Annotated in this window: 20 protein-coding genes; 5 read left to right on the forward strand and 15 right to left on the reverse strand. The window is 72.3% G+C overall.

Annotated features, from left to right (window positions below; all coding sequences use genetic code 11):
• Nucleotides 1-59 precede the first annotated feature (59 nt).
• The 6 genes from H9623_RS08940 to H9623_RS08965 form a co-directional block, all read right to left on the reverse strand.
• Nucleotides 60-1,022 carry a pseudouridine synthase gene (locus H9623_RS08940; RefSeq protein ID WP_193719707.1) on the reverse strand — a complete coding sequence of 321 codons (963 nt, stop codon included), beginning with the start codon at nucleotides 1,020-1,022 and terminating at the stop codon, nucleotides 60-62.
• Nucleotides 1,019-1,801 carry an SMC-Scp complex subunit ScpB gene (gene scpB / locus H9623_RS08945; protein WP_193719708.1) on the reverse strand — a complete coding sequence of 261 codons (783 nt, stop codon included), beginning with the start codon at nucleotides 1,799-1,801 and terminating at the stop codon, nucleotides 1,019-1,021. The genes H9623_RS08940 and scpB overlap by 4 nt, the downstream gene beginning before the upstream one ends.
• Nucleotides 1,798-2,979 (reverse strand): segregation and condensation protein A, encoded by a 1,182-nt coding sequence (locus H9623_RS08950; protein ID WP_193719709.1) that lies wholly within the window; start codon nucleotides 2,977-2,979, stop codon nucleotides 1,798-1,800. The genes scpB and H9623_RS08950 overlap by 4 nt, the downstream gene beginning before the upstream one ends.
• Nucleotides 2,963-3,853 (reverse strand): ParA family protein, encoded by an 891-nt coding sequence (locus H9623_RS08955; protein WP_193719751.1) that lies wholly within the window; start codon nucleotides 3,851-3,853, stop codon nucleotides 2,963-2,965. Before H9623_RS08955 ends, H9623_RS08950 begins: the two co-directional genes overlap by 17 nt.
• 135 nt (nucleotides 3,854-3,988) lie before the next feature.
• Nucleotides 3,989-4,996, reverse strand: coding sequence for a site-specific tyrosine recombinase XerD (xerD, locus tag H9623_RS08960; RefSeq protein WP_193719710.1), 1,008 nt, complete (start codon nucleotides 4,994-4,996; stop codon nucleotides 3,989-3,991).
• 51 nt (nucleotides 4,997-5,047) lie between these two features.
• Nucleotides 5,048-5,929: a heme o synthase gene (locus H9623_RS08965; RefSeq protein WP_321575362.1), complete on the reverse strand. Its 882-nt coding sequence runs from the start codon at nucleotides 5,927-5,929 to the stop codon at nucleotides 5,048-5,050.
• Nucleotides 5,930-6,421: 492 nt separating this feature from the next.
• Between H9623_RS08965 and tkt the strand changes: the two genes are divergently transcribed.
• From tkt to pgl, 5 genes are all read left to right on the forward strand, one after another.
• On the forward strand, nucleotides 6,422-8,623 hold the full coding sequence (gene tkt / locus H9623_RS08970) for a transketolase (RefSeq protein WP_193719753.1): 2,202 nt from the start codon (nucleotides 6,422-6,424) through the stop codon (nucleotides 8,621-8,623).
• A 90-nt stretch (nucleotides 8,624-8,713) separates the two neighbouring features.
• On the forward strand, nucleotides 8,714-9,853 hold the full coding sequence (gene tal / locus H9623_RS08975; RefSeq protein ID WP_193719711.1) for a transaldolase: 1,140 nt from the start codon (nucleotides 8,714-8,716) through the stop codon (nucleotides 9,851-9,853).
• Between the two features lie 160 nt (nucleotides 9,854-10,013).
• A complete protein-coding gene (gene zwf / locus H9623_RS08980; protein ID WP_193719712.1) occupies nucleotides 10,014-11,555 on the forward strand; it encodes a glucose-6-phosphate dehydrogenase in 1,542 nt (513 codons plus the stop codon).
• A gap of 61 nt (nucleotides 11,556-11,616) precedes the next feature.
• Entirely contained in the window at nucleotides 11,617-12,534 is a 918-nt protein-coding gene (gene opcA, locus H9623_RS08985) for a glucose-6-phosphate dehydrogenase assembly protein OpcA (protein WP_193719713.1), read from the forward strand.
• Nucleotides 12,531-13,310, forward strand: a complete 780-nt coding sequence (pgl, locus tag H9623_RS08990) for a 6-phosphogluconolactonase (protein ID WP_193719714.1) — start codon at nucleotides 12,531-12,533, stop codon at nucleotides 13,308-13,310. Before opcA ends, pgl begins: the two co-directional genes overlap by 4 nt.
• A gap of 175 nt (nucleotides 13,311-13,485) precedes the next feature.
• On the opposite strand, the gene H9623_RS08995 is transcribed toward pgl, so the two are convergent.
• From H9623_RS08995 to uvrC, 9 genes are all read right to left on the reverse strand, one after another.
• Nucleotides 13,486-13,833, reverse strand: coding sequence for an RNA polymerase-binding protein RbpA (locus H9623_RS08995; RefSeq protein ID WP_193719715.1), 348 nt, complete (start codon nucleotides 13,831-13,833; stop codon nucleotides 13,486-13,488).
• Nucleotides 13,834-13,909: 76 nt separating this feature from the next.
• Complete coding sequence (gene secG, locus H9623_RS09000) at nucleotides 13,910-14,152, reverse strand: preprotein translocase subunit SecG (RefSeq protein ID WP_030152466.1); 243 nt, start codon at nucleotides 14,150-14,152, stop codon at nucleotides 13,910-13,912.
• A 264-nt stretch (nucleotides 14,153-14,416) separates the two neighbouring features.
• The gene (tpiA, locus tag H9623_RS09005) at nucleotides 14,417-15,214 is read right to left on the reverse strand and encodes a triose-phosphate isomerase (protein WP_193719716.1); all 798 of its coding nucleotides are present in this window, start codon (nucleotides 15,212-15,214) and stop codon (nucleotides 14,417-14,419) included.
• A gap of 42 nt (nucleotides 15,215-15,256) precedes the next feature.
• On the reverse strand, nucleotides 15,257-16,456 hold the full coding sequence (locus H9623_RS09010) for a phosphoglycerate kinase (protein WP_193719717.1): 1,200 nt from the start codon (nucleotides 16,454-16,456) through the stop codon (nucleotides 15,257-15,259).
• A 130-nt stretch (nucleotides 16,457-16,586) separates the two neighbouring features.
• Nucleotides 16,587-17,591: a type I glyceraldehyde-3-phosphate dehydrogenase gene (gene gap / locus H9623_RS09015; RefSeq protein WP_193719718.1), complete on the reverse strand. Its 1,005-nt coding sequence runs from the start codon at nucleotides 17,589-17,591 to the stop codon at nucleotides 16,587-16,589.
• A gap of 523 nt (nucleotides 17,592-18,114) precedes the next feature.
• Nucleotides 18,115-19,095 carry a DNA-binding protein WhiA gene (whiA, locus tag H9623_RS09020; RefSeq protein ID WP_191805771.1) on the reverse strand — a complete coding sequence of 327 codons (981 nt, stop codon included), beginning with the start codon at nucleotides 19,093-19,095 and terminating at the stop codon, nucleotides 18,115-18,117.
• A gap of 216 nt (nucleotides 19,096-19,311) precedes the next feature.
• Nucleotides 19,312-20,274: a gluconeogenesis factor YvcK family protein gene (locus tag H9623_RS09025; protein ID WP_193719719.1), complete on the reverse strand. Its 963-nt coding sequence runs from the start codon at nucleotides 20,272-20,274 to the stop codon at nucleotides 19,312-19,314.
• 3 nt (nucleotides 20,275-20,277) lie between these two features.
• Nucleotides 20,278-21,216, reverse strand: a complete 939-nt coding sequence (rapZ, locus tag H9623_RS09030) for an RNase adapter RapZ (protein ID WP_193719720.1) — start codon at nucleotides 21,214-21,216, stop codon at nucleotides 20,278-20,280.
• Between the two features lie 20 nt (nucleotides 21,217-21,236).
• Nucleotides 21,237-23,507 (reverse strand): excinuclease ABC subunit UvrC, encoded by a 2,271-nt coding sequence (gene uvrC / locus H9623_RS09035; RefSeq protein ID WP_193719721.1) that lies wholly within the window; start codon nucleotides 23,505-23,507, stop codon nucleotides 21,237-21,239.
• Nucleotides 23,508-23,513: the final 6 nt, after the last annotated feature.

Here is a 23,513-nt window from a genome sequence, read left to right on the forward strand (position 1 = left end):
AAGACCGTCGCGGAGCTCCGCGAGCAGGTCGTCCGCCCCCCCGGGGGCCCCGGGACGGGCTAGAGCCCGACCTCGGCCATGAGCGTGCCGAGCTCGGTACGGCCCAGGACGCGGGTCGCGCCCGGGCGCAGGTTGCCCAGGTGGATCGAGCCGATGCGGGTGCGCACGAGGCGGGTCACGGGGTGGCCGATCTCCTCGAACATGCGGCGGACGATGCGGTGACGCCCCTCGTGGAGCACGACCTCGACCATGCTGGCCTGGGGGGTCGTGTCGACGACGCGGTAGCGGTCCACCTTGGCGGGGCCGTCCTCGAGCTCGACGCCGTGGAGGAGCCTGTTGGCGACGTTGCCCGCGACGCGGCCCTCGACGGTCACGAGGTAGGTCTTGGAGACCTCGTACTTGGGGTGCGTCAGGCGGTTGGCGAGCTCGCCGTCGTTCGTCAGGAGCAGCAGCCCCTCGCTGTCGGCGTCGAGGCGCCCGACGTGGAAGAGGCGCTCGGGGCGCGTCGCGACGAACTGCGTGAGCGCGGGGCGCCCCTCGGGGTCGTGCATCGTGGACACGACGCCGAGCGGCTTGTTGAGCGCGATCGTCACGAGGGACTGGTCGAGCTGGACCCGCATGCCGTCGACGTGGATGACGGCCTTCTCGGGGTCGACGCGCACACCGAGCTCGCGCACCACGACGCCGTCGACCTCGACACGGCCTGCGGCGATCAGGTCCTCGCACGCGCGGCGCGAGCCCAGGCCTGCGGTCGCGAGGACCTTCTGGAGGCGGACGCCGTCGGCGACGTGGACGTCACGCTGGGGGCCCTGGGGGGTCGCGCGGCGACGCGGCGGGTTGCTCTTGCCCGCCTGGGGGTCGCCCGCCCACCCGCGTCCCGCACCGGAGCGGGGGGCCGCGGAGCGCTGACCTGCCGACCGCCCACCGCCCGCGCGACCACTGCCCGGTCGACCCGTGCCCGAGGTGTTCTCGGACCGCTGTCCTCGGGCGGCCGGACGGCCACCCTCGCGTGCGCTGCTCATGATGTTCCTTCGTCGTTCGTGCTGGGTCGAGCGTCGTCGGGCAGGGCCGGCGGCCGCGGCTGCGCGCGGTCGCTCCCGCCCCCGGACGCTCCGAGTGTGCGGTCTGCGGCGTCGACGATCGAGTCGACGTCCGGCAGGTGAGGCGCGAGGGCGGGGAGCTCGTCGAGCGACGAGAAGCCCATGCGCTCCAAGAAGTATCCCGTGGTTCCGTACAGGACCGCACCCGTCGAGGGATCCTGACCGACCTCCGCGACGAGCCCGCGGGTCGTCAGCGTCCGTACGACGCCGTCCACGTTCACGCCGCGCACGGCCGAGATCTGGCCGCGCGTGACCGGTTGACGGTACGCGACGACCGCGAGGGTCTCCAAAGCGGCCTGCGTCAGGCGCGCGCTCTGGCCCTCCAGGAGGAACCGTCCGACGACGTCGGCGAACACCGGCGCCGAGTAGATGCGCCATCCTCCGCCGGCCTGGCGCAGGTCGAAACCGCGGGGCCTGCCGCCGAGCTCGCCGCGGTACTCCGCGGCCAGCTCGCCGAGCAGGTCCTCGACCTCGCGCTGCGGCAGTCCGAGCGCAGTGGCGAGCTGGACGGCCGGGATGGGCTCGTCGGCGACCATGAGGACGGCCTCGAGGGCCGCGAGCGCCCCGCCCGGCAGGTGCTCGGCGCTGAACGTCACGTCCGGGGCGTCGGTCTCGCGGGGGACGGCGCCGGGCGCGCTCCCCTGCGCACCACCGCCGTCGCCGGTGCTCGTGGTGCTCGTCCCGACCGTGTCCTGCGTCATGCTCTCCCCGTTCCTGCGTGCGTCTCGTCGGCGGTGCGCACCGTGCCGTCCGCCATCTCGCCGCCGCCGTCCGCGGCAGCCAAGGCCGCGCGGTCCGCAGCGACCTCCACGTCGTCGTCGCCCACGAGCACGTCGCCGTCGTCGAACTCCTCGCCCACGGCCGCGAGCGCGTCCAGCGCGCCGTCCCCCTCGTCGTCGGCGCCCGTCCAGCGGACCGTGAGCTCACCGAGCGCCTCGACCTGCTCGAACGCGACGAGCCCCTCACGGAAGAGCTCGAGCAGCGCGAGGAAGCGCGCGACCACGACGATCGTCTCGCCCGCGTCGGCGACGAGCACGCGGAAGGACGCGGCTCCCTCGCGGCGCAGCAGCCCGACGACGATGCTCGCCTGCTCGCGCACGCTCACCGCGGGCGCGTGCAGGTGTGTCAGCGACACCCCGGGCGGGGGCGCCTTGGGCTCGAGGGCCTTGGCCGCCATGGCCGCGAGCTGGTCGGGGCCGAGCTTCCACACGAGCTCGGGCAGCAGGGCCGCGAGGTGAGGTTCGAGCTGCACGATGCGCGGGAAGCGGCGCCCCTCGGTCGCGAGCCGGTCCGCGATGACCGCGGAGACCTGCTTGTAGGCGCGGTACTGCAGGAGCCGGGCGAACAGCAGGTCGCGGGCCTCGAGCAGCTCGAGGTCCTCGGCGCTCTCGACGTCGCCCGTGGGCAGCAGCCTGGCGGCCTTGAGGTCGAGCAGGGTCGCGGCGACGAGCAGGAACTCGCTCGCGGTGCCCAGGTCCCAGCCGGGGTGCCCGCCGCGCCCGGGGACGGGGCGACGCGAACGCCCGGGACGAGCGGCGCCGTCGGGCACCGTGCCCGACGGCTCGGCCCGCGCCGCCTCCTCGGCCTCGCGTGCGAGGCGCTCGGCCGTGCGGATGTACGCGATGAACTCGTCCGTGACCTGCGAGAGCGCGATCTCCGTGATGTCGAGCTTGTGCTTCGCGATGAGCGAGAGCAGCAGGTCGAAGGGGCCCGAGAAGTTCTCGAGGTGCACCTCGAACGCGGGGTTGCCGTTCCGGTCGGTCGAGGGGACGGCCGGCGCGGGGGCCTCCGCGGAGGCGGTCGACGGTGGGGCGGGCTGCTGGTCCTGCGTGGCGTCCGCCCGGGCGGACGCCGGTGCGGTCTCAGGCAGCGTCGCCACGGGCGACCAGCTCGCGGGCGAGCTGACGGTAGGCCGTCGCGCCCGGGTGGGAGGGGGCGTAGACCGTGATGGGCTCGGCCGCGACCGACGCGTCGGGGAACTTCACGGTGCGCCCGATCACGGTGTGCAGGAGCTTGTCGCCGAAGGCCTCGTGCACGCGCGCCACGACCTCGCGCGAGTGCAGGGTGCGCGAGTCGAACATGGTCGCGAGGATGCCGTCGACCTCGAGGCGCGGGTTGAGGCGGTCGCGCACCTTCTCGATGGTCTCGACCAGCAGGGCGACGCCGCGCAGCGCGAAGAACTCGCACTCGAGCGGGATGAGGACGCCGTGCGCGGCCGTGAGGGCGTTGACGGTCAGCAGGCCCAGGGAGGGCTGGCAGTCCACGAGGATCACGTCGTACTCGTCCTGCACGGGCCGCAGGACCCGCGCCAGCACGGACTCGCGCGCGACCTCTCCCACGAGCTGGACCTCTGCCGCGGACAGGTCGATGTTGGCGGGCAGCACGTCGAGGTTCTCGACGGCCGTGGGCACGATGACCTCGCGGATGTCCGCGCCACGCTCCATGAGGAGGTTGTAGACCGTGCGGTCGAGGTCGTGCGGGTTGACGCCCAGGCCCACCGACGCGGCGCCCTGCGGGTCGAAGTCGACCAGCAGGACCTTGCGCCCGTACTCGGCGAGCGTCGCGCCCAGGTTGATGGTCGTGGTCGTCTTGCCGACCCCGCCCTTCTGGTTGCACATCGCGATGATGCGCCCGGGACCGTGCGTGGCGAGCACGGCCGGCACGGGGAAGTCGGGGATCTCGCGGCCGACGGGATCGACCCGGGGGGTGCTGTCGGGTGCGACGTCCGCACCGCCGTCGACGGCGCCCGCCACCGTGTCGACGCGTGCGTCGAACGGTCCGGCGGCGTCCTGGATCTCGCTCGGGGCCTGGCTGCTCACGTCCGCCACGCTACCTCAGGGGCCCGCGTGCGACGCGAGCACGCGCCGGAGTGGCGCGAACCCGCACCGTCAGCCCAGGGCGCGCGGGTGCGCCGACGCGTAGACCTCGCGCAGCGACTCCCGCGTCACGAGGGTGTAGATCTGGGTCGTCGTCACCGAGGCGTGCCCGAGCAGCTCCTGGACCACGCGCACGTCGGCACCGCCCGCGAGCAGGTGGGTCGCGAACGAGTGCCGCAGCGTGTGGGGAGAGATGCGCTCGGGGTGCTCGAGCCCCGCACGCTCCGCCGCGGTGCGCAGGACCGCCCACGCGCTCTGGCGGCTCAGGCGAGCGCCGCGGGTGTTGAGGAACACGGCCGGGGTGCCGCGGCCCGTGGCGGACAGCGCGGGCCGCCCCCGCACCAGGTAGGCGTCCAGGGCCCGCACCGCGTACGACCCGACGGGCACGACGCGCTCCTTGGCCCCCTTCCCGAACAGGCGCACGGCCCCCGTGCCGAGGTCCAGGTCGTCGACGTCGAGGCTCACGGCCTCGGAGATGCGGGCACCCGTGGAGTACACGAGCTCGAGCAGCGCGCGGTCCCGCAGCGGCCCCGGGCCCTCCCCCGCACCGGCGGCCTCGAGGATGGCCTCGACCTCCTCCGCGGAGATCGCCTTGGGCAGGCGTCTGCCCTGCGCGGGCGGGCGCACCTCGGCCGACGGGTCGGTGCCGGTGTGCCCCTCGAGCGCGCAGAAGCGGTGCCACCCGCGCACCGCGGCCACGGACCGGGCCGTCGACGACGGCGAGAGGAGCGCGGCGCCGTCGGCCCCCGTGCGGACCGTGGTGACGTAGTCCGTGACGTCGGCCGGGACGACGTCCGCGGGTTCCGTGCGGCCCCGCGTCGCGAGGTACGCGGCGTACCGCGCGAGGTCGCGACGGTACGCCGCGACCGTGTTCGGGGACAGCCCGCGCTCGACCGTCAGGTGGGCGAGGTACTCGCGCACCGCACGGTCGAGGGCTGCGGGCAGCGGCGGGGCCTCCCCCGCGGGAGCAGGCTCAGGCCCGACGGCGAGCGCGGACTCCTCCGCAGCGGCGCGCGTCATCGCGCACCGGCTGCAGGTCGAACGATCATCCCGTGGTTCCCGGGCCGACCGTCAGAAGGGGAGGAACACGTCGACCGCGACGGCGACGAACAGGAGGGTCAGGTAGGTGATCGAGGCGTGGAACACCTTCATGGCCCCGAGCTTGCCCTTGGTCGGGTCGTTCGCGCGGCGCAGCATCAGGATGCACAGCGCGAGGAACCAGGCGCCCAGACCGATCGCGACGACGCCGTAGACCCACGTCATGGGCGCGAGCCACCACAGGGCGAGCGACGAGGCGATCATCGCGACCGTGTAGGCGATCATCTCGCGCGCGACCTTGCGGTTGTCGGCGACGACCGGGAGCATCGGGACGCCCGCGTTCGCGTAGTCCTTCTTGAACTTGATCGACAGCGGCCAGTAGTGCGGCGGCGTCCAGAAGAAGATCACGAGGAACAGCGCGACCGCGGACCAGCTCAGCGACTCCGTGACGGCCGACCAGCCGATGAAGACCGGCATGCAGCCCGCGATGCCGCCCCACACGATGTTCTGCGGCGTGCGCCGCTTGAGGATCATGGTGTAGCCGACGACGTAGATCGCGATGGCGGCGAACGTGAGCCACGCCGAGGGGGCGTTGACGAGCCGCGCGAACCAGACGAGCGCCACGACGCCCAGGACCGTCGCGAAGACCAGCGCGGCCCGCGGGGAGATCTCCCCCGTCACGAGCGGTCGACGCTTGGTGCGGTTCATGAGCTCGTCGATGTCACGGTCGATGTAGCAGTTGAAGACGTTGGCCGACGCGGCGGCCAGCGTGCCGCCGACCAGCGTCTTGACGACCAGCCAGAAGTCCGGGAAGCCGCCCTGGGCGAGGATCATGGTGGGCAGCGTGGTCACGAGCAGGAGCTCGATGATGCGCGGCTTCGTCAGGGCGATGTATGCACCGATCGTGCTCCGGATCCCCGCGACGGCGCTGCCGTCCGCGGTGACACGGGGCTGTCCGGCGACCTGGGCGGTCGCGGCAGGACGAGACGGATGACCCGTCTCGTCGATCGGTGCCTGGCTCGTGGTGTGCACGCGCTTCGGTGTTCCGTTCTGGCGAGGAAAGCGGGGGGCGTCGTCCGGCAGCCGGGGCGTGTCGGCACCGACCCGCTGGACGTCCGTCTTATGTTACGTCTCCCCCTCTGGTGCCGCCGCCCTGGGCCGTCGGGCAAAAGTGTGAGATCGGACCGCGATCCACCCCGTGGTCGGGGCGGGACGCCCTCCGGGGGTCCGCGTATAGGCTGGGTCGAGCAACCGACGGCCTGGTGCCCTGGTGGCCCGCGTGGCGTCCTGCCTTCGTGGTGACCACCGTCCGGACCGGCCGGCCGCCCGCTCGGCCCCGGCTCCACCTGTGAGCGACCGGGCGTGTGCGACGGAATAGTTCAACGGTTGATCCTTGTTGTGTCGACGATGATCCGGGGCGCAGACTCCGGACGGGAAAGAGGTCCGGTAAACGTGTTCGTTCCTGCCAACCAGCCCCTCGAGTGGTCCCCTCTGGACGACCAGGCTGTCAAGACCATCAAGGCCCTGGCGGCCGACGCCGTCGAGAAGGTCGGCAACGGCCACCCGGGGACCGCGATCTCGCTCGCCCCCGCTGCGTACCTGCTCTTCCAGAAGGTCATGCGCCACGACCCGGCGGACTCGCACTGGGTCGGCCGCGACCGGTTCGTGCTCTCCGCGGGCCACTCCTCGCTCACGATCTACCTCCAGCTCTTCCTCGCCGGCTACGGCCTGGAGATCGAGGACATCGAGGCGCTGCGCACCTGGGGCTCCAAGACCCCGGGCCACCCCGAGTACAAGCACACCAACGGCGTCGAGATCACCACGGGCCCCCTCGGCCAGGGCCTCGCGTCCTCGGTCGGCATGGCCATGGCGGCCCGCCGCGAGCGCGGCCTGCTCGACCCGTCGGCGGCGCCCGGCGAGAGCCCGTTCGACCACCACGTGTACGTCATCGCCTCCGACGGCGACCTGCAGGAGGGCGTGACCTCCGAGGCCTCCTCGCTCGCGGGCCACCAGCAGCTCGGCAACCTCATCGTGATCTGGGACGACAACAAGATCTCGATCGAGGACGACACGGACATCGCCTTCACCGAGGACGTCCTCGCGCGCTACGAGGCGTACGGCTGGCACACCCAGAAGGTCGACTGGACCCAGGGCGGCACGGGCTACGCCGAGAACGTCGACGAGCTCGCCGCCGCGGTCGCCGCGGCGCAGGCCGAGACCGGCAAGCCCTCGATCATCGCGCTGCGCACGATCATCGGCTGGCCCTCGCCCACCAAGCAGAACACCGGCGGCATCCACGGCTCCGCGATGGGTGCGGACGAGATCCGCGGCCTCAAGATCGAGCTCGGCCTCGACCCCGACACGTCGTTCGACGTCCCCAGCGAGGTCCTCGAGTACACGCGCGCCGTGGGCGAGCGCGGCGCCGAGCTGCGCGAGCGCTGGAACACCGCGTTCGAGGCGTGGAAGGTCGCCAACCCCTCCGGCCACGCGCTCCTGCAGCGCCTCGAGGCCCGCGAGCTGCCCGCCGGCTGGACCGAGTCCCTGCCGACGTTCGAGGCGGGCAAGGACGTCGCGACGCGCGCCGCCTCCGGCAAGGTCCTCTCGGCCCTGGCCGACACGCTGCCCGAGCTCTGGGGCGGCTCTGCCGACCTCGCCGGCTCGAACAACACGACCATGGACGGCGAGCCCTCGTTCGTCCCGGCCGAGCACGCGACCAAGAAGTTCCCCGGGCACGAGTACGGCCGCACGCTGCACTTCGGCATCCGTGAGCACGCCATGGGCTCGATCCTCAACGGGATCGTCCTGCACGGCGGTACCCGCGCCTACGGCGGCACGTTCCTCACGTTCTCCGACTACATGCGCCCCGCGGTCCGCCTCGCGGCCCTCATGGAGATCCCGTCCACGTTCGTCTGGACGCACGACTCGATCGGCCTGGGCGAGGACGGCCCCACGCACCAGCCCATCGAGCACTTCGCCGCGCTGCGCGCCATCCCCGGCCTCGACGTCGTCCGCCCGGCCGACGCCAACGAGACCGCCTGGGCCTGGCGCACGATCCTCGAGCACACCGACCGCCCGGCCGGCCTCATCCTGACCCGCCAGAACGTCCCGACGTTCCCCCGCGGCACGGACGGCTTCGCCGACGCGTCGGGCACCGCCCGGGGCGGCTACGTGCTGCTCGACACCGAGGGCACGCCCGACGTGATCCTCATCGGCACGGGCTCCGAGGTCCAGCTCGCGGTCGAGGCGCGCGAGCAGCTCGCCGCCGACGGCATCGCGGCCCGCGTGGTCTCCCTGCCGAGCCGCGAGTGGTTCGACGCGCAGAGCCCCGAGTACCGCGAGAGCGTGCTCCCGGCGGCCGTCAAGGCACGCGTCTCGGTCGAGGCGGGCATCGCCCAGGGCTGGCGGGACCTGGTCGGCGACGCCGGCCGCTCCGTGAGCCTCGAGCACTACGGGGCGTCGGCGGACTACAAGATCCTCTACCGCGAGTTCGGGATCACGTCCGAGGCCGTCGCGGCCGCCGCGAAGGAGTCGATCGAGGCGGCCCGCACGGGTGCGGCCCCCGGTGGCGCTCCCGTCCCCTCGGTCGGTGGCACTGGCGACCAGCTCTGACCATCCGTAGATTCCAGGAGGGGGCGGTCATCGCCCGCCCCCTCCTGGACCGTCCGTGAGGACGGCCGCCAGACGACGAGAGGGAGAGCCATGTCCGTCCAGCACAGCACTGCGCCAGCACCCGTCCGTGAGCTGTCGGAGGCGGGAGTCTCCATCTGGTTGGACGACCTCTCCCGTGAACGCCTGCGCGGCGGAGGGCTCGCCGAGCTGATCTCCTCGCGGGCGGTCGTCGGTGTCACGACCAACCCCACGATCTTCGCGAGCGCCCTCGCGGCGGGCGACGCCTACGACGCACAGCTCGCCGAGCTGGCCGCCGCCGGGACCGACGTCGAGGCAGCGGTCGAACGGATCACCACGGACGACGTCCGCGAGGCGGCCGACGTCCTGCGGCCGGTCTACGACGCGACAGACGGGGTGGACGGCCGCGTCTCGATCGAGGTCGACCCGCGCCTGGCCCGCGACGCCGACCGCACGGTCGAGACCGCTGTCCGCCTGTGGCGGACGGTCGACCGTCCCAACGTCCTCATCAAGATCCCCGCCACGGTCGAGGGCCTCGACGCGATCGAGCGCACCCTGGCCCAGGGCATCAGCGTCAACGTGACGCTCATCTTCTCCCTGGCCCGCTACCGCCAGGTCATGGACGCCTTCCTCGCGGGGCTCGAGCAGGCCCGCGACTCCGGCCACGACGTGACGCGCATCGCCTCGGTCGCCTCGTTCTTCGTCTCGCGCGTGGACTCGGCGGTCGACCCCGCCCTGACCGCGATCGGGACCCCCGAGGCCCTGGAACAGCGCGGCCGCGCCGCGATCGCCAACGCGCGGCTCGCGTACGAGGCCTACGAGCAGCTCGTCCAGACCGACCGGTGGCGCGCGCTGGAGTCCGCGGGCGCCCACCCGCAGCGGCCCCTGTGGGCCTCGACGGGCGTCAAGAACCCGGACTACCGCGACACCATGTACGTCGACGAGCTGATCGCTCCCGGTGTGGTGAACACCATGCCGCAGGCCACGCTCGACGCGTTCGCGGACCACGGTGTCGTGCTCGGCGACACCGTCGCGGACACCTACACCGCCTCGCGCTCGACCCTGGAGGCCATCGAGTCGTTCGGGGTCTCCCTCGACCAGGTCACCGAGCACCTCGAGGCGGAGGGCGTCCAGAAGTTCGAGGCCAGCTGGACCGAGCTGCTCAGCACCGTCGCCGCCGGTCTCGCCCGCGCGGGCGACGGCGCACCGTGACCTCCTCCCGCGCGACCGGCGCACCGCACGGCGCCGCACCGGCGTCCGCGGACCTGGACGCCTCCGTGGTCACCCACGACCACCACCTAGGCTCTGTCCCGGTCCGCCGGACGGGCCGCCCGACCATCCCATCCCCCGCCGACGAGAACGGTGACATCAGTTGAGACCGGCAAAGATCAGCGCAGAGCACAACCCGCTGCGCGACCCGCGTGACCTTCGACTCCCCCGCATCGCCGGGCCCAGCGGCCTCGTGATCTTCGGCGTCACGGGCGACCTCGCCCGCAAGAAGCTCATGCCCGCCGTGTACGACCTCGCCAACCGCGGTCTGCTCCCGCCCGGCTTCGCACTCACGGGGTTCGCGCGCCGCGACTGGGCCGACCAGGACTTCGCCAAGGTGGTGCGCGACGCCGTCGAGCAGTACGCGCGCACGCCGTTCCGCGAGGCGACCTGGAAGCAGCTCGCCGAGGGCATCCGGTTCGTCCAGGGCGAGTTCGACGACGAGCAGGCGTTCGAGCGCCTGCGCACCACCGTCGAGGAGCTCGACAAGGAGCGCGGCACGGGCGGCAACCACGCGTTCTACCTCTCGGTCCCGCCCAGCGCGTTCCCCCTGGTCTGCGAGCAGCTCTCGCGCTCCGGGCTCTCGCGCTCGGGCGAGGACGCCTGGCGCCGCGTGGTCATCGAGAAGCCGTTCGGCCACGACCTGACCAGCGCGCGCGAGCTCAACGACGTCGTCTCCAAGGTCTTCTCGCCGGACTCGGTCTTCCGCATCGACCACTACCTGGGCAAGGAGACCGTCCAGAACATGCTGGCGCTGCGGTTCGCCAACCAGCTCTACGAGCCCATCTGGAACGCGCACTACGTCGACCACGTCCAGATCACCATGGCCGAGGACATCGGCATCGGTGGCCGCGCCGGGTACTACGACGGGATCGGCGCCGCCCGCGACGTCATCCAGAACCACCTCATCCAGCTCCTCGCGCTGACCGCGATGGAGGAGCCCGTCTCGTTCGACGCCGAGTCGCTGCGCGCCGAGAAGCTCAAGGTCCTCTCGGCCGTGCGGCTCCCGCGCGACCTGGGCCGCCACACCTCGCGCGGCCAGTACTCGGCCGGGTGGCAGGGTGGCGAGGAGGTCGTCGGGTACCTCGAGGAGGACGGCATCTCGCCCGAGTCCACGACCGAGACGTTCGCCGCGATCCGCGTCGACATCGACAACCGTCGTTGGGCCGGGGTCCCGTTCTACCTGCGCACGGGCAAGCGCCTGGGACGCCGCGTGACGGAGATCGCTGTCGTCTTCAAGTCGGCCCCGCACCTGCCGTTCGAGTCCTCCGCGACGTCCGAGCTGGGCAAGAACGCGCTCGTGATCCGGGTCCAGCCCGACGAGGGGGTGACGATCCGCTTCGGTGCCAAGGTGCCCGGGACCGCCATGGAGGTCCGCGACGTGACGATGGACTTCGGCTACGGCCACGCGTTCACCGAGTCCTCCCCCGAGGCCTACGAGCGGCTCATCCTCGACGTCCTGCTGGGTGACCCGCCGCTCTTCCCGAGCCACGAGGAGGTCGAGCTCTCCTGGAAGATCCTCGACCCGATCACGGCGTTCTGGGAGTCCAAGGGCGCGCCCGACCCCTACCGCTCGGGCACCTGGGGTCCGGAGTCGGCCGACGAGATGATGGCCCGCGACGGCCGCACCTGGCGACGCCCGTGACCGCACCGATCTCCCGCCTGCCCCGGAACCCCGGCCGGACCTCGAACTGGAGCCCCACCTCATGATCATCGATCTCCCCGAGACGACGACCAATGCGGTCAACAAGCGCCTCGTGAAGCTGCGCGACGAGGGTGGTGCCGTGGCCCTCGGTCGCGTCCTGACCCTCGTCGTCCTGGCCGAGGAGGCCGACGTCGAGGACGCGGTCGCCGCGGCCAACGGCGCCTCGCGCGAGCACCCCTGCCGCGTCGTGGTCGTCGCGCCCGCCAACAAGCGAACGACGGCCCGGCTCGACGCCCAGATCCGCATCGGGGGCGACGCGGGGGCCAGCGAGGTCATCATCCTGCGTCCCTCGGGTCCGCTGGTCGCGCACACCGACACCCTGGTGATGCCGCTCCTGCTCCCGGACGCCCCGATCGTGGCCTGGTGGCCCCGCGAGACGCCTGACAACCCGTCGGCGGACCCGGTCGGCCAGATGGCCCACCGCCGCATCACGGACGCGGTCAACGCCGGCAAGTCGCTCCAGACGCTCCAGCGCCTGAGCAAGAGCCACCACCCGGGCGACACGGACCTCGCATGGACCCGCGTGACCCTGTGGCGCGGCCTCATCGCGGCCGCGCTCGACCAGCCGCCGTACGAGTCGGTGACCGCGGTCGAGGTCGAGGGCGAGGAGCACCACCCCTCGGTCGACATCCTCGCGGCATGGCTCGCCCAGCAGCTCCGGTGCCCGGTCCGGCTCGTCCGCCGCCGTGGCGTCGAGGGCATCACCAAGGTGACGCTCGAGCGCAAGGGCGGGCCCGTGGTGCTGTCCCGCCCCGACGGGCGCATCGTGACGCTGACCCAGCCCGGGCAGCCGGACCGCTGCCTCTCGCTGCCCCTGCGCCAGCTCGAGGAGTGCCTCACCGAGGAGCTGCGCCGGCTGGACCCCGACGAGGTCTACGGCGAGGTCCTCACCAAGGGCCTGGCAAGGATCGGCGAATGACGGCCGGCTCCGGGGCTGCGTCCCCGTCGCACGGGCCACGGCTCGTCGTCGTGCACCCGGACGCGGGCGTGCTCGCCGAGGCCGTCGCGGCCCGGCTCCTGACCCGCGTCCTCGACATCCAGTCCGTGCGCACCCCGGTCCACGTGGTCCTCACGGGCGGGACGGTCGGCATCCGTTCGCTCGCGGCCGTGGCCGCGCACCCGGTGCGCGACGCCGTCGACTGGACGGGCGTCCACCTGTGGTGGGGCGACGAGCGGTTCCTGCCCACGGGTGACCCCGAGCGCAACGAGACGCAGGCGCGCGAGGCCCTGCTCGACCACCTGCCGACCCTGCCCCCGGAGAACGTGCACGTCGTGCCCGCGCCGGGTGACGGCGTCGGGACCCCCGAGGAGTCGGCCGCGCTGTACGCGGACGAGATCTCGCGCTTCACGCCCGACGGCGCCACGCACCTCGCGTTCGACGTCCTCCTGCTGGGCATGGGCCCGGACGGACACGTCGCGTCGCTGTTCCCCGGGAACGCGGGGCTCGACGCGCAGGGGACGACGACCGGGGTGCACGACTCCCCCAAGCCGCCGCCGGAGCGCGTCTCGCTGACGTTCTCCGCGATCCAGGCGGCCCAGGAGGTCTGGGTCGTCGCCGCGGGCGCGGAGAAGGCCCCTGCGGTGGCCTCGGCCCTCGCCGGTGACCCCGTGACCACGACCCCGGCGGCCGGGGCGCTCGGGACGCAGCGCACGCTGTGGCTCGTCGACCTCGCAGCGAGCGGCCGCGTGTCCTGACCGGACGGGCCGGCGGCAGCCCGTCCGCCGGCCCAGGTCGCTCCCGGGAGCACCGGAGCGCCCGGGAGAGCTCGCAGGATGCAGCACAGCGGGGCCCGTCCGACATGGACGGGCCCCGCTGTGCGGTGTGTCCTGCCCTGCCCGGGCGGGACGGTGACGACGTGTGGTGAGGGGCCTAGCGGCCGCGGCGTGCTCGGAGCGCGGCGAGCGCCTCCTCGAGCAGCGCGACCCCGTCCTCGTCGCTCCGGCGCTCCTTCACGTACGCGAGGTGCGTCTTGTACGGCTCGTTGCGCAGCGCGCTGGGCGGGTTCGCCGGGTCGAGGCCCGCGGGCAGACCGCAGCGCGGGCAGTCCCAGGTCTCGGGCGTGACGATCTCCGCCTCGGACGAGAAGCTGGGCCGGGTCTCGTGACCGTTGGCGCACCAGTAGGCGACCCAGACACGCGGTGCGATGTCGCCCCGCTCCGTCTCCCCCAGCGGGCCCGCACCGACGCGAGACCCCTTGATAGCACTGCCACCAGCCACGACTTCACTCCCCTGACTCACGACCGTCCGCGTCCCGGAACGGTTCCCTACCCCGTGCCGCCGGTGCGGCGCAGGGTCAGCTGACCTTCTGGATGAGCCCCAGGAGGACGATCACGACGGTCCACGTGATCGCGAACGTGATGGTGATGCGGTTGAGGTTCCGCTCGGCCACCCCCGAGCTGCCTGCGCTGCTCGAGATGCCGCCACCGAACATGTCGGACAGGCCGCCGCCCTTGCCCTTGTGCATCAGCACGAGGAGGGTCAAGAAGCCGCTGGTGATGACCAGCAGGATCTGGAGAATGATGCGCAGCGCGTCCACGAGTACGTCCTTGGCTCTGGGTCCACGTCGAGAAGTCGAGAGCGGACCGCACGGTTGTCCTGGACCGACCTGCGAGGCGCAGGTGCGGCACCGAGGACAAGGGTAGGCGACGCGGGGCCGATCCGACGAACCGATCCACCGGGTGGTCGATGCTGGCGGACAGGTCACCGTGCGTGTCGGGCTACCGCGAGGAGAGTCCTCCGCGGTGCGCGGAGGCGACGCTGCCGGGGCGCGCCGCGTGGCACGACCCGGCAGCGGCGGGGATCAGGCCCCGGTCTGGTGCGACTGGAAGCGCGCGATCTTCGCGAACTCCTCCGGGTCGAGGCTCGCGCCGCCGACCAGTGCGCCGTCGACGTCCTGCTCCTTCATGAGCTCGGCGATCGACGACGACTTGACCGAACCGCCGTAGAGGACGCGGACGGCGTCCGCCACCTCGGCGGAGTACAGCTCCGCGAGACGGGCACGGATCGCGCCGGCGACCTCCTGCGCGTCCTGCGGCGTGGCGACCTCGCCCGTGCCGATGGCCCAGACGGGCTCGTACGCGATGACGACCTTGGCGGCGTCCTCGGCCGAGAGACCCTCGAGGGCGCCGTCGACCTGCGCGAGCGTGTAGGACACCTGCTCACCGGCCTTGCGGACCTCGAGCGCCTCGCCGACGCAGATGATCGGGATCAGGCCGTGGGCCAGGGCGGCCTTCGACTTGGCATTGACGAGCGCGTCGTCCTCGCCGTGGTACTGGCGGCGCTCCGAGTGCCCGATCGCGACGTAGGTCACGCCCAGCTTGCTCAGGAACACGGGCGAGATCTCACCCGTGTAGGCACCCGAGACGTGCTGCGAGACGTCCTGCGCGCCGTACGTCAGCTCGAGCTTGTCGGCGTCGACGAGCGTCTGCACGCTGCGCAGGTCCGTGTACGGTGCGAGCACCGTGACCTCGACCGCCGAGAAGTCGTGCTTGGCGTCCTTGAGGGCCCAGGCGAGCTTCTGGACCGTGTGGATGGCCTCCTGGTGGTCCAGGTTCATCTTCCAGTTGCCCGCGATGAGCGGGGTACGTGCATCAGTCATGGTGTCTACCTTCTGTGAGCCGTGAGGCTGCGGGGGTGGGGGTCAGGCCTCGAGGACCGCGAGCCCCGGGAGGGACTTGCCCTCGAGGAACTCCAGGCTCGCGCCGCCACCGGTCGAGATGTGGCTGAAGCCGGCCTCGTCGAAGCCGAGGATGCGCACGGCCGCAGCGGAGTCGCCGCCGCCGACGATCGTGAACGCGCCGTTCGCGGTCGCGTCGACCAGGGCCTGCGCGACAGCACGGGTGCCACCGGAGAACGCCTCGAACTCGAACACGCCTGCGGGGCCGTTCCAGACGACCGTCTTGGCGTCGACGATCTTGCTCGCGAACAGCTTCTGCGACTCGGGGCCGATGTCCAGGCCGATCTTGCCGTCCGGGATCGCGTCCGCGGGCACGACCTCGTAGGGCGCGTCGGCGGCGAACGAGTCGGCCGCGAGGATGTCGGTCGGCAGGACGATCTCGACGCCCGCCTTCTCGGCGTCCGCGAGGTAGCCCTTCACGGTGTCGATCTGGTCCGTCTCGAGGAGCGAGTTGCCCACCGAGTAGCCCTTGGCCGCGAGGAACGTGAAGACCATGCCGCCACCGATGAGCAGGCGGTCCGCCTTGGTCAGCAGGTTGGCGATGACGCCCAGCTTGTCGGAGACCTTCGAGCCACCGAGCACGACGACGTAGGGGCGCGCGGGGTCCTCGGTCGCCTTCTTGAGGGAGTCGACCTCCTTGAGCACCAGCTCGCCCACGGCGGACGGCAGCACCTTGGCGATGTCGTAGACCGAGGCCTGCTTGCGGTGCACGACGCCGAAGCCGTCCGAGACGTACGCGTCGGCGAGCGAGGCGAGGTCGGCGGCGAGCGACTCGCGCTCGGCGTCGACCTTCGAGGTCTCGCGGGGGTCGAAGCGGATGTTCTCGAGCAGCGCGACCTCGCCGTCGCCCAGCGCGGCGACCGTGGCCTTGGCGGACTCGCCGACGGTGTCCTGCGCGAGCGTCACGGGGGCGCCGAGCAGCTCGCCCAGGCGGGCCGCGACGGGGGCGAGGGAGTACTTGGCGTCGGGCTCACCCTTGGGGCGACCGAGGTGCGCGGTCACGACGACCTTCGCACCGGCGTCGGTCAGCCGCTTGAGCGTGGGGAGCGCGGCGCGGATACGGCCGTCGTCCGTGATGGTCGTCCCGTCGAGGGGGACGTTGAAGTCCGAACGGACGAGCACGCGCTTGCCGCGCAGGTCGCCGAGGGAGTCGATGGTCTTCATGAGCACACTCCTGGTCTGAACAGGTCGAAACAGGTCACGTCACACATGACTGCGTCCGCGTGCATGGGCGGCCAATCGGGCCGGCCACGCACGCGGACGCAGAATTCACCTCACGTCGCAGGGACGGAGATCAGAGACGAGCACCCACGTACTGCGTGAGCGAGACGAGCGAGCTGGAGTAGCCCCACTCGTTGTCGTACCACGCGACGACCTTGACCAGGTCGCCGCTCACCTTGGTGAGCTTCGAGTCGAAGATCGAGGTGTGCGGGTCCGTGACGATGTCCGAGGAGACGATGTCGTCGTCGACGTACTTGAGGACGCCCTTGAGCGGGCCCTCGGCAGCAGCCTTGACCGCAGCGTTGACCTCCTCGACCGTGACGGTCTTCGAGGCGGTGAAGGTGAGGTCCGTGGCCGAACCCGTGATGACGGGGACGCGCATCGCGAAGCCGTCGAGCTTGCCCTTGAGCTCGGGGAGCACGAGGGCGACGGCCTTGGCCGCACCGGTCGAGGTGGGGACGATGTTCTGCGCGGCCGCACGGGCACGACGCAGGTCCTTGTGGGGGCCGTCCTGCAGGTTCTGGTCACCCGTGTACGCGTGGATCGTGGTCATGAGGCCACGCTCGATGCCGATCGCGTCGTTGAGGGCCTTGGCCATCGGGGCGAGGCAGTTCGTGGTGCACGACGCGTTGGAGATGATGTGCTGCGTCGCGGGGTCGTACTGCTCGTGGTTCACGCCGACGACGAAGGTGCCGTCCTCGTTCTTCGCCGGAGCGGAGATGATGACCTTCTTGGCGCCGGCCTCGATGTGAGCCTTCGCCTTGGTCGCGTCGGTGAAGAAGCCGGTCGACTCGATGACGATGTCAGCGCCCAGCTCGCCCCAGGGGAGCTTCGCGGGGTCGCGCTCCTCGAGGGCGCGGATGGCCTTGCCGTCGACGATGATGTTGTTCTCGTCGAAGTCGACGCTCAGCGGGAAACGACCCAGGACGGTGTCGTACTTCAGCAGGTGCGCGAGCGTCTTGTTGTCCGTGAGGTCGTTGACACCCACGATCTCGATGTCCGCCCCCGACGCGATGATGGCGCGGAAGAAGTTACGTCCGATACGACCGAAGCCGTTGATACCGACGCGGATGGTCACAATGCCCTCCTCAGGGCGCGCCGGTGTTTCCGACGCACACGGTTGATGCCGAACGATCACGTACTACGGCGTACGTAGGTGGTAACGGCGAAGCACTCCCCCACCGATGCCTCGCGGCGTGGACTCCGGGAATCTCGCAGGGCCACAGCGACAGCTGCGGCTCAACAGGGTCCCGAAGACCTCAGTGAAGGAGCACGTCTTTGTCACCTGACATCCCCGATCCTATACCCGAAGCCCCCCATCACGTGACCTGGACACGGATCTGAGACGACCGGGAACGCACCGTGGGATGTGACCGAGGTCAGAGACGGCGGTCACACCGGGCCCCCTGCCGGGCTGTCGCGGGAGGGGTCGGGGTCGGAGCACGCAAGCGCTCCCACAGGGCCGCGCGGCAAGGCCCCCGGACGCGCCGGGCCCCCCCGGGCCGCCCCGCCCGCACCCCACGAGCCCTGCCCACGACACGGCGAAGGGGGCGCGTGCCCGCCGGGCGCGCGCCCCCTTCGCAGGTGGCCGGTGGGACGGGTCAGACGTCGAGCAGGTCCGGGCTCAGGCCCGCCTCGGTGTCCGGGATGCCGAGCTCGGCCGCGCGCTTGTCCGCGGTCGACAGCAGCCGGCGGATACGACCCGCCACGGCGTCCTTGGTCAGCGGCGGCTCGGCGAGCTGTCCCAGCTCCTCGAGCGAGGCCTGCTTGTGCGCGAGCCGCAGCTCGCCGGCCTCACGGAGGTGGTCCGGGAGGTCCGGGCCGAGGATCTCGAACGCGCGCTCGACACGGGCGCCCGCGGCGACCGCAGCACGAGCCGAACGGCGCAGGTTCGCGTCGTCGAAGTTCGCGAGCCGGTTCGCGGTGCCGCGCACCTCGCGGCGCTGGCGACGCTCCTCCCAGACCACGACGGTCTCGTGGGCCCCGAGCCGGGTCAGCATCGCGCTGATCGCCTCGCCGTCCCGGATCACGACCCGGTCGACCCCCCGCACCTCGCGAGCCTTCGCGGAGATCCCCAGGCGCCGGGCGGCACCGACGAGCGCGAGCGCGGCCTCGGGTCCGGGGCACGTCACCTCGAGCGCCGAGGAGCGGCCCGGCTCGGTCAGCGAGCCGTGCGCGAGGAACGCACCACGCCACGCCGCCTCGGCCTCGCCGACGCCCGCCGAGACCACCTGCGGCGGCAGCCCGCGCACGGGCCGTCCACGGTTGTCGAGCAGGCCCGTCTGCCGGGCCAGGGACTCACCGTCCTTGACGACCCGCACGACGTAGCGGCTGCCGCGTCGCAGCCCCCCCGCCGACACCACGATCAGCTCGCTCGTGTGCCCGTACACGTCGCTGATCGTCTGCCGGAGCCGTCGGGCCGCGATCGCCGTGTCGAGCTCCGCCTCGATCACGATGCGCCCCGAGATGATGTGCAGCCCTCCCGAGAACCGGAGCATGGCCGAGACCTCCGCCTTGCGGCAGGAGGTCTTGTCCACCTTGAGTCGCGCGAGCTCGTCCTTCACCTGTGCCGTCAACGCCATGGCGACATCCTCCCATCAACGAGCAACGATCGTGACCGCCTTCTGCCACGAGGGACGTCCCGACGCGGGGCACGAGCCGCTGGTGCGGCTGACCGTTCACGCGCCCGCATAGGGCGCCGGGGACCGTGCGGTGTCCTCGCGCCGGGGCGGGCAAGGCTGTCCGTCGGTGACCGGTGCAGGTGGGTGCAGGCCGATCCCGGGCTGGTCGGCTCCCGCTCAGCGCGCCGAGGTCCCCACGTCCCCCAGGAAGCCGTCGAAGACGTCGCGCAGGGCGGCGGCGAGGCGCAGCGCGTCGTGCTGCGGGGTCCCGTCCGAGCGCCCCACCTGGCGCAGCAGCAGGCGCGCCCCTGTCCTCGCCGACTCGTCGACGAGGAGCCCGATGTCCTCCGCCGCGCTGGGGTCCGCGATCACCGCGTCGATACGCAGGTCGGGCGCGTGCTTGTGCAGCGCCTCGAGGTGGTCGGTCGCGGTCAGGCCGAACGTCTCCCCCGAGGTGTTCGAGAGGTTCAGGACGACGCAGCGCCGGGCCGAGGTGTCGTGCAGCGCGCGCGCCAGCTCGGGCACGAGCAGGTGCGGCATGACCGAGGAGTACCAGGACCCCGGCCCCAGGACGACCCAGTCGGCCGCCATCACCGCCTCCACGGCCTCGGGGCAGGCGGGCGGGTCGGGCGGCACGAGCCGGAGCTGCTCGATCCGCTCGTGGGTCAGGGCGACCTGGCTCTGCCCCACGATCGTGGCGAGCCCGTCCCCCGTCCGGACGTCGGCCTCGATGCCGAGCGGGACCGCGGCCATGGGAAGGACCCGCCCCCGGGCCCCGAGCAGCTTGCCGACCCAGTCCAGCCCCGCGACCGGGTCGTCCAGCAGCTCCCACAGCGCGACGATCAGGAGGTTGCCGACCGCGTGCTGGTCGAGGTCGCCGCTCGAGGAGAACCTGTGCTGCAGGACCGAGCTCCACGTCCGTCCCCACTCGGAGTCGTCGCACAGGGCCGCGAGCGCCATCCGGAGGTCTCCGGGGGGCAGGACGCCGAGCTCGGCCCGCAGGCGCCCGGAGGACCCGCCGTCGTCGGCGACGGTCACCACGGCCGTGATGCGGTCGGACATGAGCCGCAGGGCCGAGAGCGTCGCGGACAGGCCGTGCCCGCCGCCGAGGGCCACGACCGCCGGGTTGACGAGTGGCACGGGCTACTCCTTGCCGAGGTCGCGGGCAGTGACGGTGACGCGCTGGCCGAGAGCTCTCAGCCGTTGCGCGAGCACCTCCGAGATCGCGACCGAGCGGTGCTTGCCCCCGGTGCAGCCCACGGCGATGGTCACGTAGCGCTTCTCCTCGGCGAGGTACCCCGCGAGGACCGGCTCGAGCGCGCTCACGTACCGGTCGACGAACTCGAGGGCGCCGGGGCGGGCGAGGACGTAGTCGCGCACGGGTTCGTCCCGGCCCGTGAGGTGCCGCAGCTCGGTGATCCAGTACGGGTTGGCGAGGAACCGCATGTCGACGACGTGGTCGGCGTCGAGCGGGATGCCGTACTTGAACCCGAACGAGACCACGTTGATCCGCAGCGTCTCCGGAGTTCCTTCGGCCACGGCCGCGCGGACCTCGCGGGCGAGGTCGTGGACGTTGAGCTCCGAGGTGTCGATCACGACGTCCGCACGCTCCTCGACGCTCGAGACGAGGCGTCGCTCCTCGGCGATGCCGTCCAGGATGCGCCCGTCTCCCTGCAGCGGGTGCGGGCGCCGCACCTGCTCGTACCGGCGCACGAGGACCTCGTCGGACGCGTCGAGGAACAGGATGCGGTAGAAGACCCCGGCGTCCCTCAGGTGCTTGAGCACGTCGAGGAGGTCGGTGAAGAACCCTCCGCCGCGCACGTCGACGACGGCGGCGATCCGCTGCACGCTGGACCCGGCGCGGGTCATCATGTCGACGAGGGGCACGAGCATGCGCGGGGGCATGTTGTCCACGACGTACCAGTCGAGGTCCTCGAGCACCGCGGCGGCCCGGCTGCGTCCGGCGCCGGACATCCCGGTGATCACGAGGACCTCGGCGTCGGACCGCTCGGGGGCGGGCGTGGCCGCCTCGATCACGGGGATGCCCTGGGGGACGGTCGTCGGGGCGGGTTCGGAGCTCATGTCACCAGCATGCCAGCCGCTCACGGAGCCCCGGGCCCGGCGGCCGCGCCGGGCGTGTCCGCCGCGGCGCTGCCACCGCCCTGCCCGACGGCGTCGCGCCCCTCGGGCGGGAGGGCGTCGGACGTGCCCGTCCCGCCGGTGCGCGGTGCGGACGCGTCGGGCTCACGGGGCGCGGCGCCGTCGGGCGTGGACGGGGCAGGTGCCGCGCCGACGGGCGGGGCCTCCCCCGGCGCGGAGGCCGACGGCTCGCCGGCTCCTGCGCTGCCGGTCGCCTGCGACGAGGCCGGCCGCAGCGCCGCCACGACCGCGGCCGCGGTCGCCGCCCCCATCCCGGGGACCGTCGCGATCTCCTCGGCCGACGCCGCACGCAGACGCTTGAGCGAACCGAAGTGGGTCAGCAGCGCCTTCTTGCGTGCCGGCCCGAGCCCGGGGACGTCGTCCAGGGCGGAGGCGGTCATGGCCTTGCCGCGCTTCTTGCGGTGGTAGGAGATCGCGAACCGGTGCGCCTCGTCACGGACGCGCTGGAGCAGGTAGAGCCCCTCGGAGCTGCGCTGCAGGATCACGGGGTAGTCCTCCCCCGGCAGCCAGACCTCCTCGAGCCTCTTCGCGAGCCCGCACAGCGCGACGTCGTCGATCCCGAGCTCGGCGAGCGCCCGGGCGGCCGCCGCGACCTGGGGAGGCCCGCCGTCGACGACGACGAGGTTGGGCGGGTAGGCGAAGCGTGCCGCGCGACCTGCCGGGGCGTCGGCGCCCACCTCGCCCGACCGGGGTACGTACCCCGCGGCGACCGCGTCGGCGTCGTGTGCCGTGTCGTCGTCCGCCCCCAGGTCCATCTCGACGTCCGTCGCCTGCGAGCGGTCCGCGAGGTACCGCTTGAACCGACGGGTGATGACCTCGTGCATGGCCGCGGTGTCGTCGCGCGCCCCCAGCCCCTCCGGCCCACGGATCGCGAAGTGGCGGTACTCGCTCTTGCGCGCGAGCCCGTCCTCGAAGACCACCATGGACGCGACCTGGTGCGTGCCCTGCGTCGTGGACACGTCGTAGCACTCGATGCGCAGCGGCGCGGTCTCCAGGCCCAGCGCCTCCTGGATCTCGCGCAGGGCCTGGCTGCGGGTCGTGAGGTCGCCCGCGCGACGGGTGCGGTGCAGCGCGAGGGCGTGCTCGGCGTTCTTGTGCACCGTCGCCGCGAGCTCTCGCTTGTCCCCCCGCTGAGGCACGCGGACGTCGACCTTCGCCCCGCGCAGACCCGTGAGCCACGCCACGACCTGCTCGGTGTCGGGCGGAAGGACCGGCACCAGCACCTCCCGGGGGACGACGCTCGACGAGGGGGACGAGGAGTCGCCCAGCGCCTCGTCGACCGAGCCGTAGACCTGCTGGAGGAGGTGCTCGACGAGCTCCGCGTCGGTCACGTCCTCGACCTTCTCGACGATCCATCCCCGCTGGCCACGGATGCGGCCGCCACGGACGTGGAAGACCTGGACCGCGGCCTCGAGCTCGTCCCCCGCGAGCGCGAAGATGTCCGCGTCCGTCGCGTCGCCCAGCACCACGGCGTTCTTCTCCATGGCCCGCTCGAGGGCCAGGATGTCGTCACGCAGCCGCGCCGCCTGCTCGTACTCCATCGCCGCGGCGGCCTCCTTCATCTTGGCCTCGACGCGACGGATGAACTTGGCGGTGTCACCGGCCATGAAGTCGCAGAAGTCCTCCGCGAGCGCGTGGTGGTCCTCGGGGGAGATCCGTCCGACGCAGGGGGCCGAGCACTTGTCGATGTACCCGAGCAGGCACGGGCGCCCCGTCTGCTGGGCGCGCTTGAAGACGCCGGCCGAGCACGTGCGGACCGGGAAGACACGGAGCAGCAGGTCGAGGGTCTCCCGGATGGCCCAGGCGTGCCCGTAGGGCCCGAAGTACCGGGTCCCGGGGCGCTTGGCGCCGCGCATGACCTGGGCGCGCGGGAACTGCTCCCCCAGGGTCACGGCGAGGTACGGGTACGACTTGTCGTCGCGGTACTTGACGTTGAAGCGCGGGTCGAACTCCTTGATCCACGAGTACTCGAGCGCGAGCGCCTCGACCTCGGTCCCCACGACCGTCCACTCGACCGACGCGGCCGTCGTGACCATGGTCTGGGTGCGGTAGTGCAGGTTCGTCAGGTCCTGGAAGTAGCTGCCGAGGCGTGCCCGCAGGTTCTTGGCCTTGCCCACGTAGATGACACGGCCGTGCTCGTCGCGGAAGCGGTACACGCCCGGTGACGTGGGGATCTCTCCTGGTGCGGGGCGGTACGAGGACGGGTCGGCCATGCCTGC

This window comes from Oerskovia douganii, assembly GCF_015142735.1.
GTDB classification, from domain to species: Bacteria; Actinomycetota; Actinomycetes; order Actinomycetales; family Cellulomonadaceae; genus Oerskovia; species Oerskovia douganii.

Coding starts and splice junctions, on each gene's coding strand:
- xerD (WP_193719710.1), bottom strand. CDS start 4,996: ATGACGCGCGCCGCTGCGGAGGAGTCCGCGCTCGCCGTCGGGCCTGAG.
- H9623_RS09010 (WP_193719717.1), bottom strand. CDS start 16,456: ATGAAGACCATCGACTCCCTCGGCGACCTGCGCGGCAAGCGCGTGCTC.
- rapZ (WP_193719720.1), bottom strand. CDS start 21,216: ATGAGCTCCGAACCCGCCCCGACGACCGTCCCCCAGGGCATCCCCGTG.
- tal (WP_193719711.1), top strand. CDS start 8,714: ATGTCCGTCCAGCACAGCACTGCGCCAGCACCCGTCCGTGAGCTGTCG.
- pgl (WP_193719714.1), top strand. CDS start 12,531: ATGACGGCCGGCTCCGGGGCTGCGTCCCCGTCGCACGGGCCACGGCTC.
- uvrC (WP_193719721.1), bottom strand. CDS start 23,507: ATGGCCGACCCGTCCTCGTACCGCCCCGCACCAGGAGAGATCCCCACG.
- tkt (WP_193719753.1), top strand. CDS start 6,422: ATGATCCGGGGCGCAGACTCCGGACGGGAAAGAGGTCCGGTAAACGTG.
- H9623_RS08940 (WP_193719707.1), bottom strand. CDS start 1,022: ATGAGCAGCGCACGCGAGGGTGGCCGTCCGGCCGCCCGAGGACAGCGG.
- whiA (WP_191805771.1), bottom strand. CDS start 19,095: ATGGCGTTGACGGCACAGGTGAAGGACGAGCTCGCGCGACTCAAGGTG.
- opcA (WP_193719713.1), top strand. CDS start 11,617: ATGATCATCGATCTCCCCGAGACGACGACCAATGCGGTCAACAAGCGC.
- scpB (WP_193719708.1), bottom strand. CDS start 1,801: ATGACGCAGGACACGGTCGGGACGAGCACCACGAGCACCGGCGACGGC.
- tpiA (WP_193719716.1), bottom strand. CDS start 15,214: ATGACTGATGCACGTACCCCGCTCATCGCGGGCAACTGGAAGATGAAC.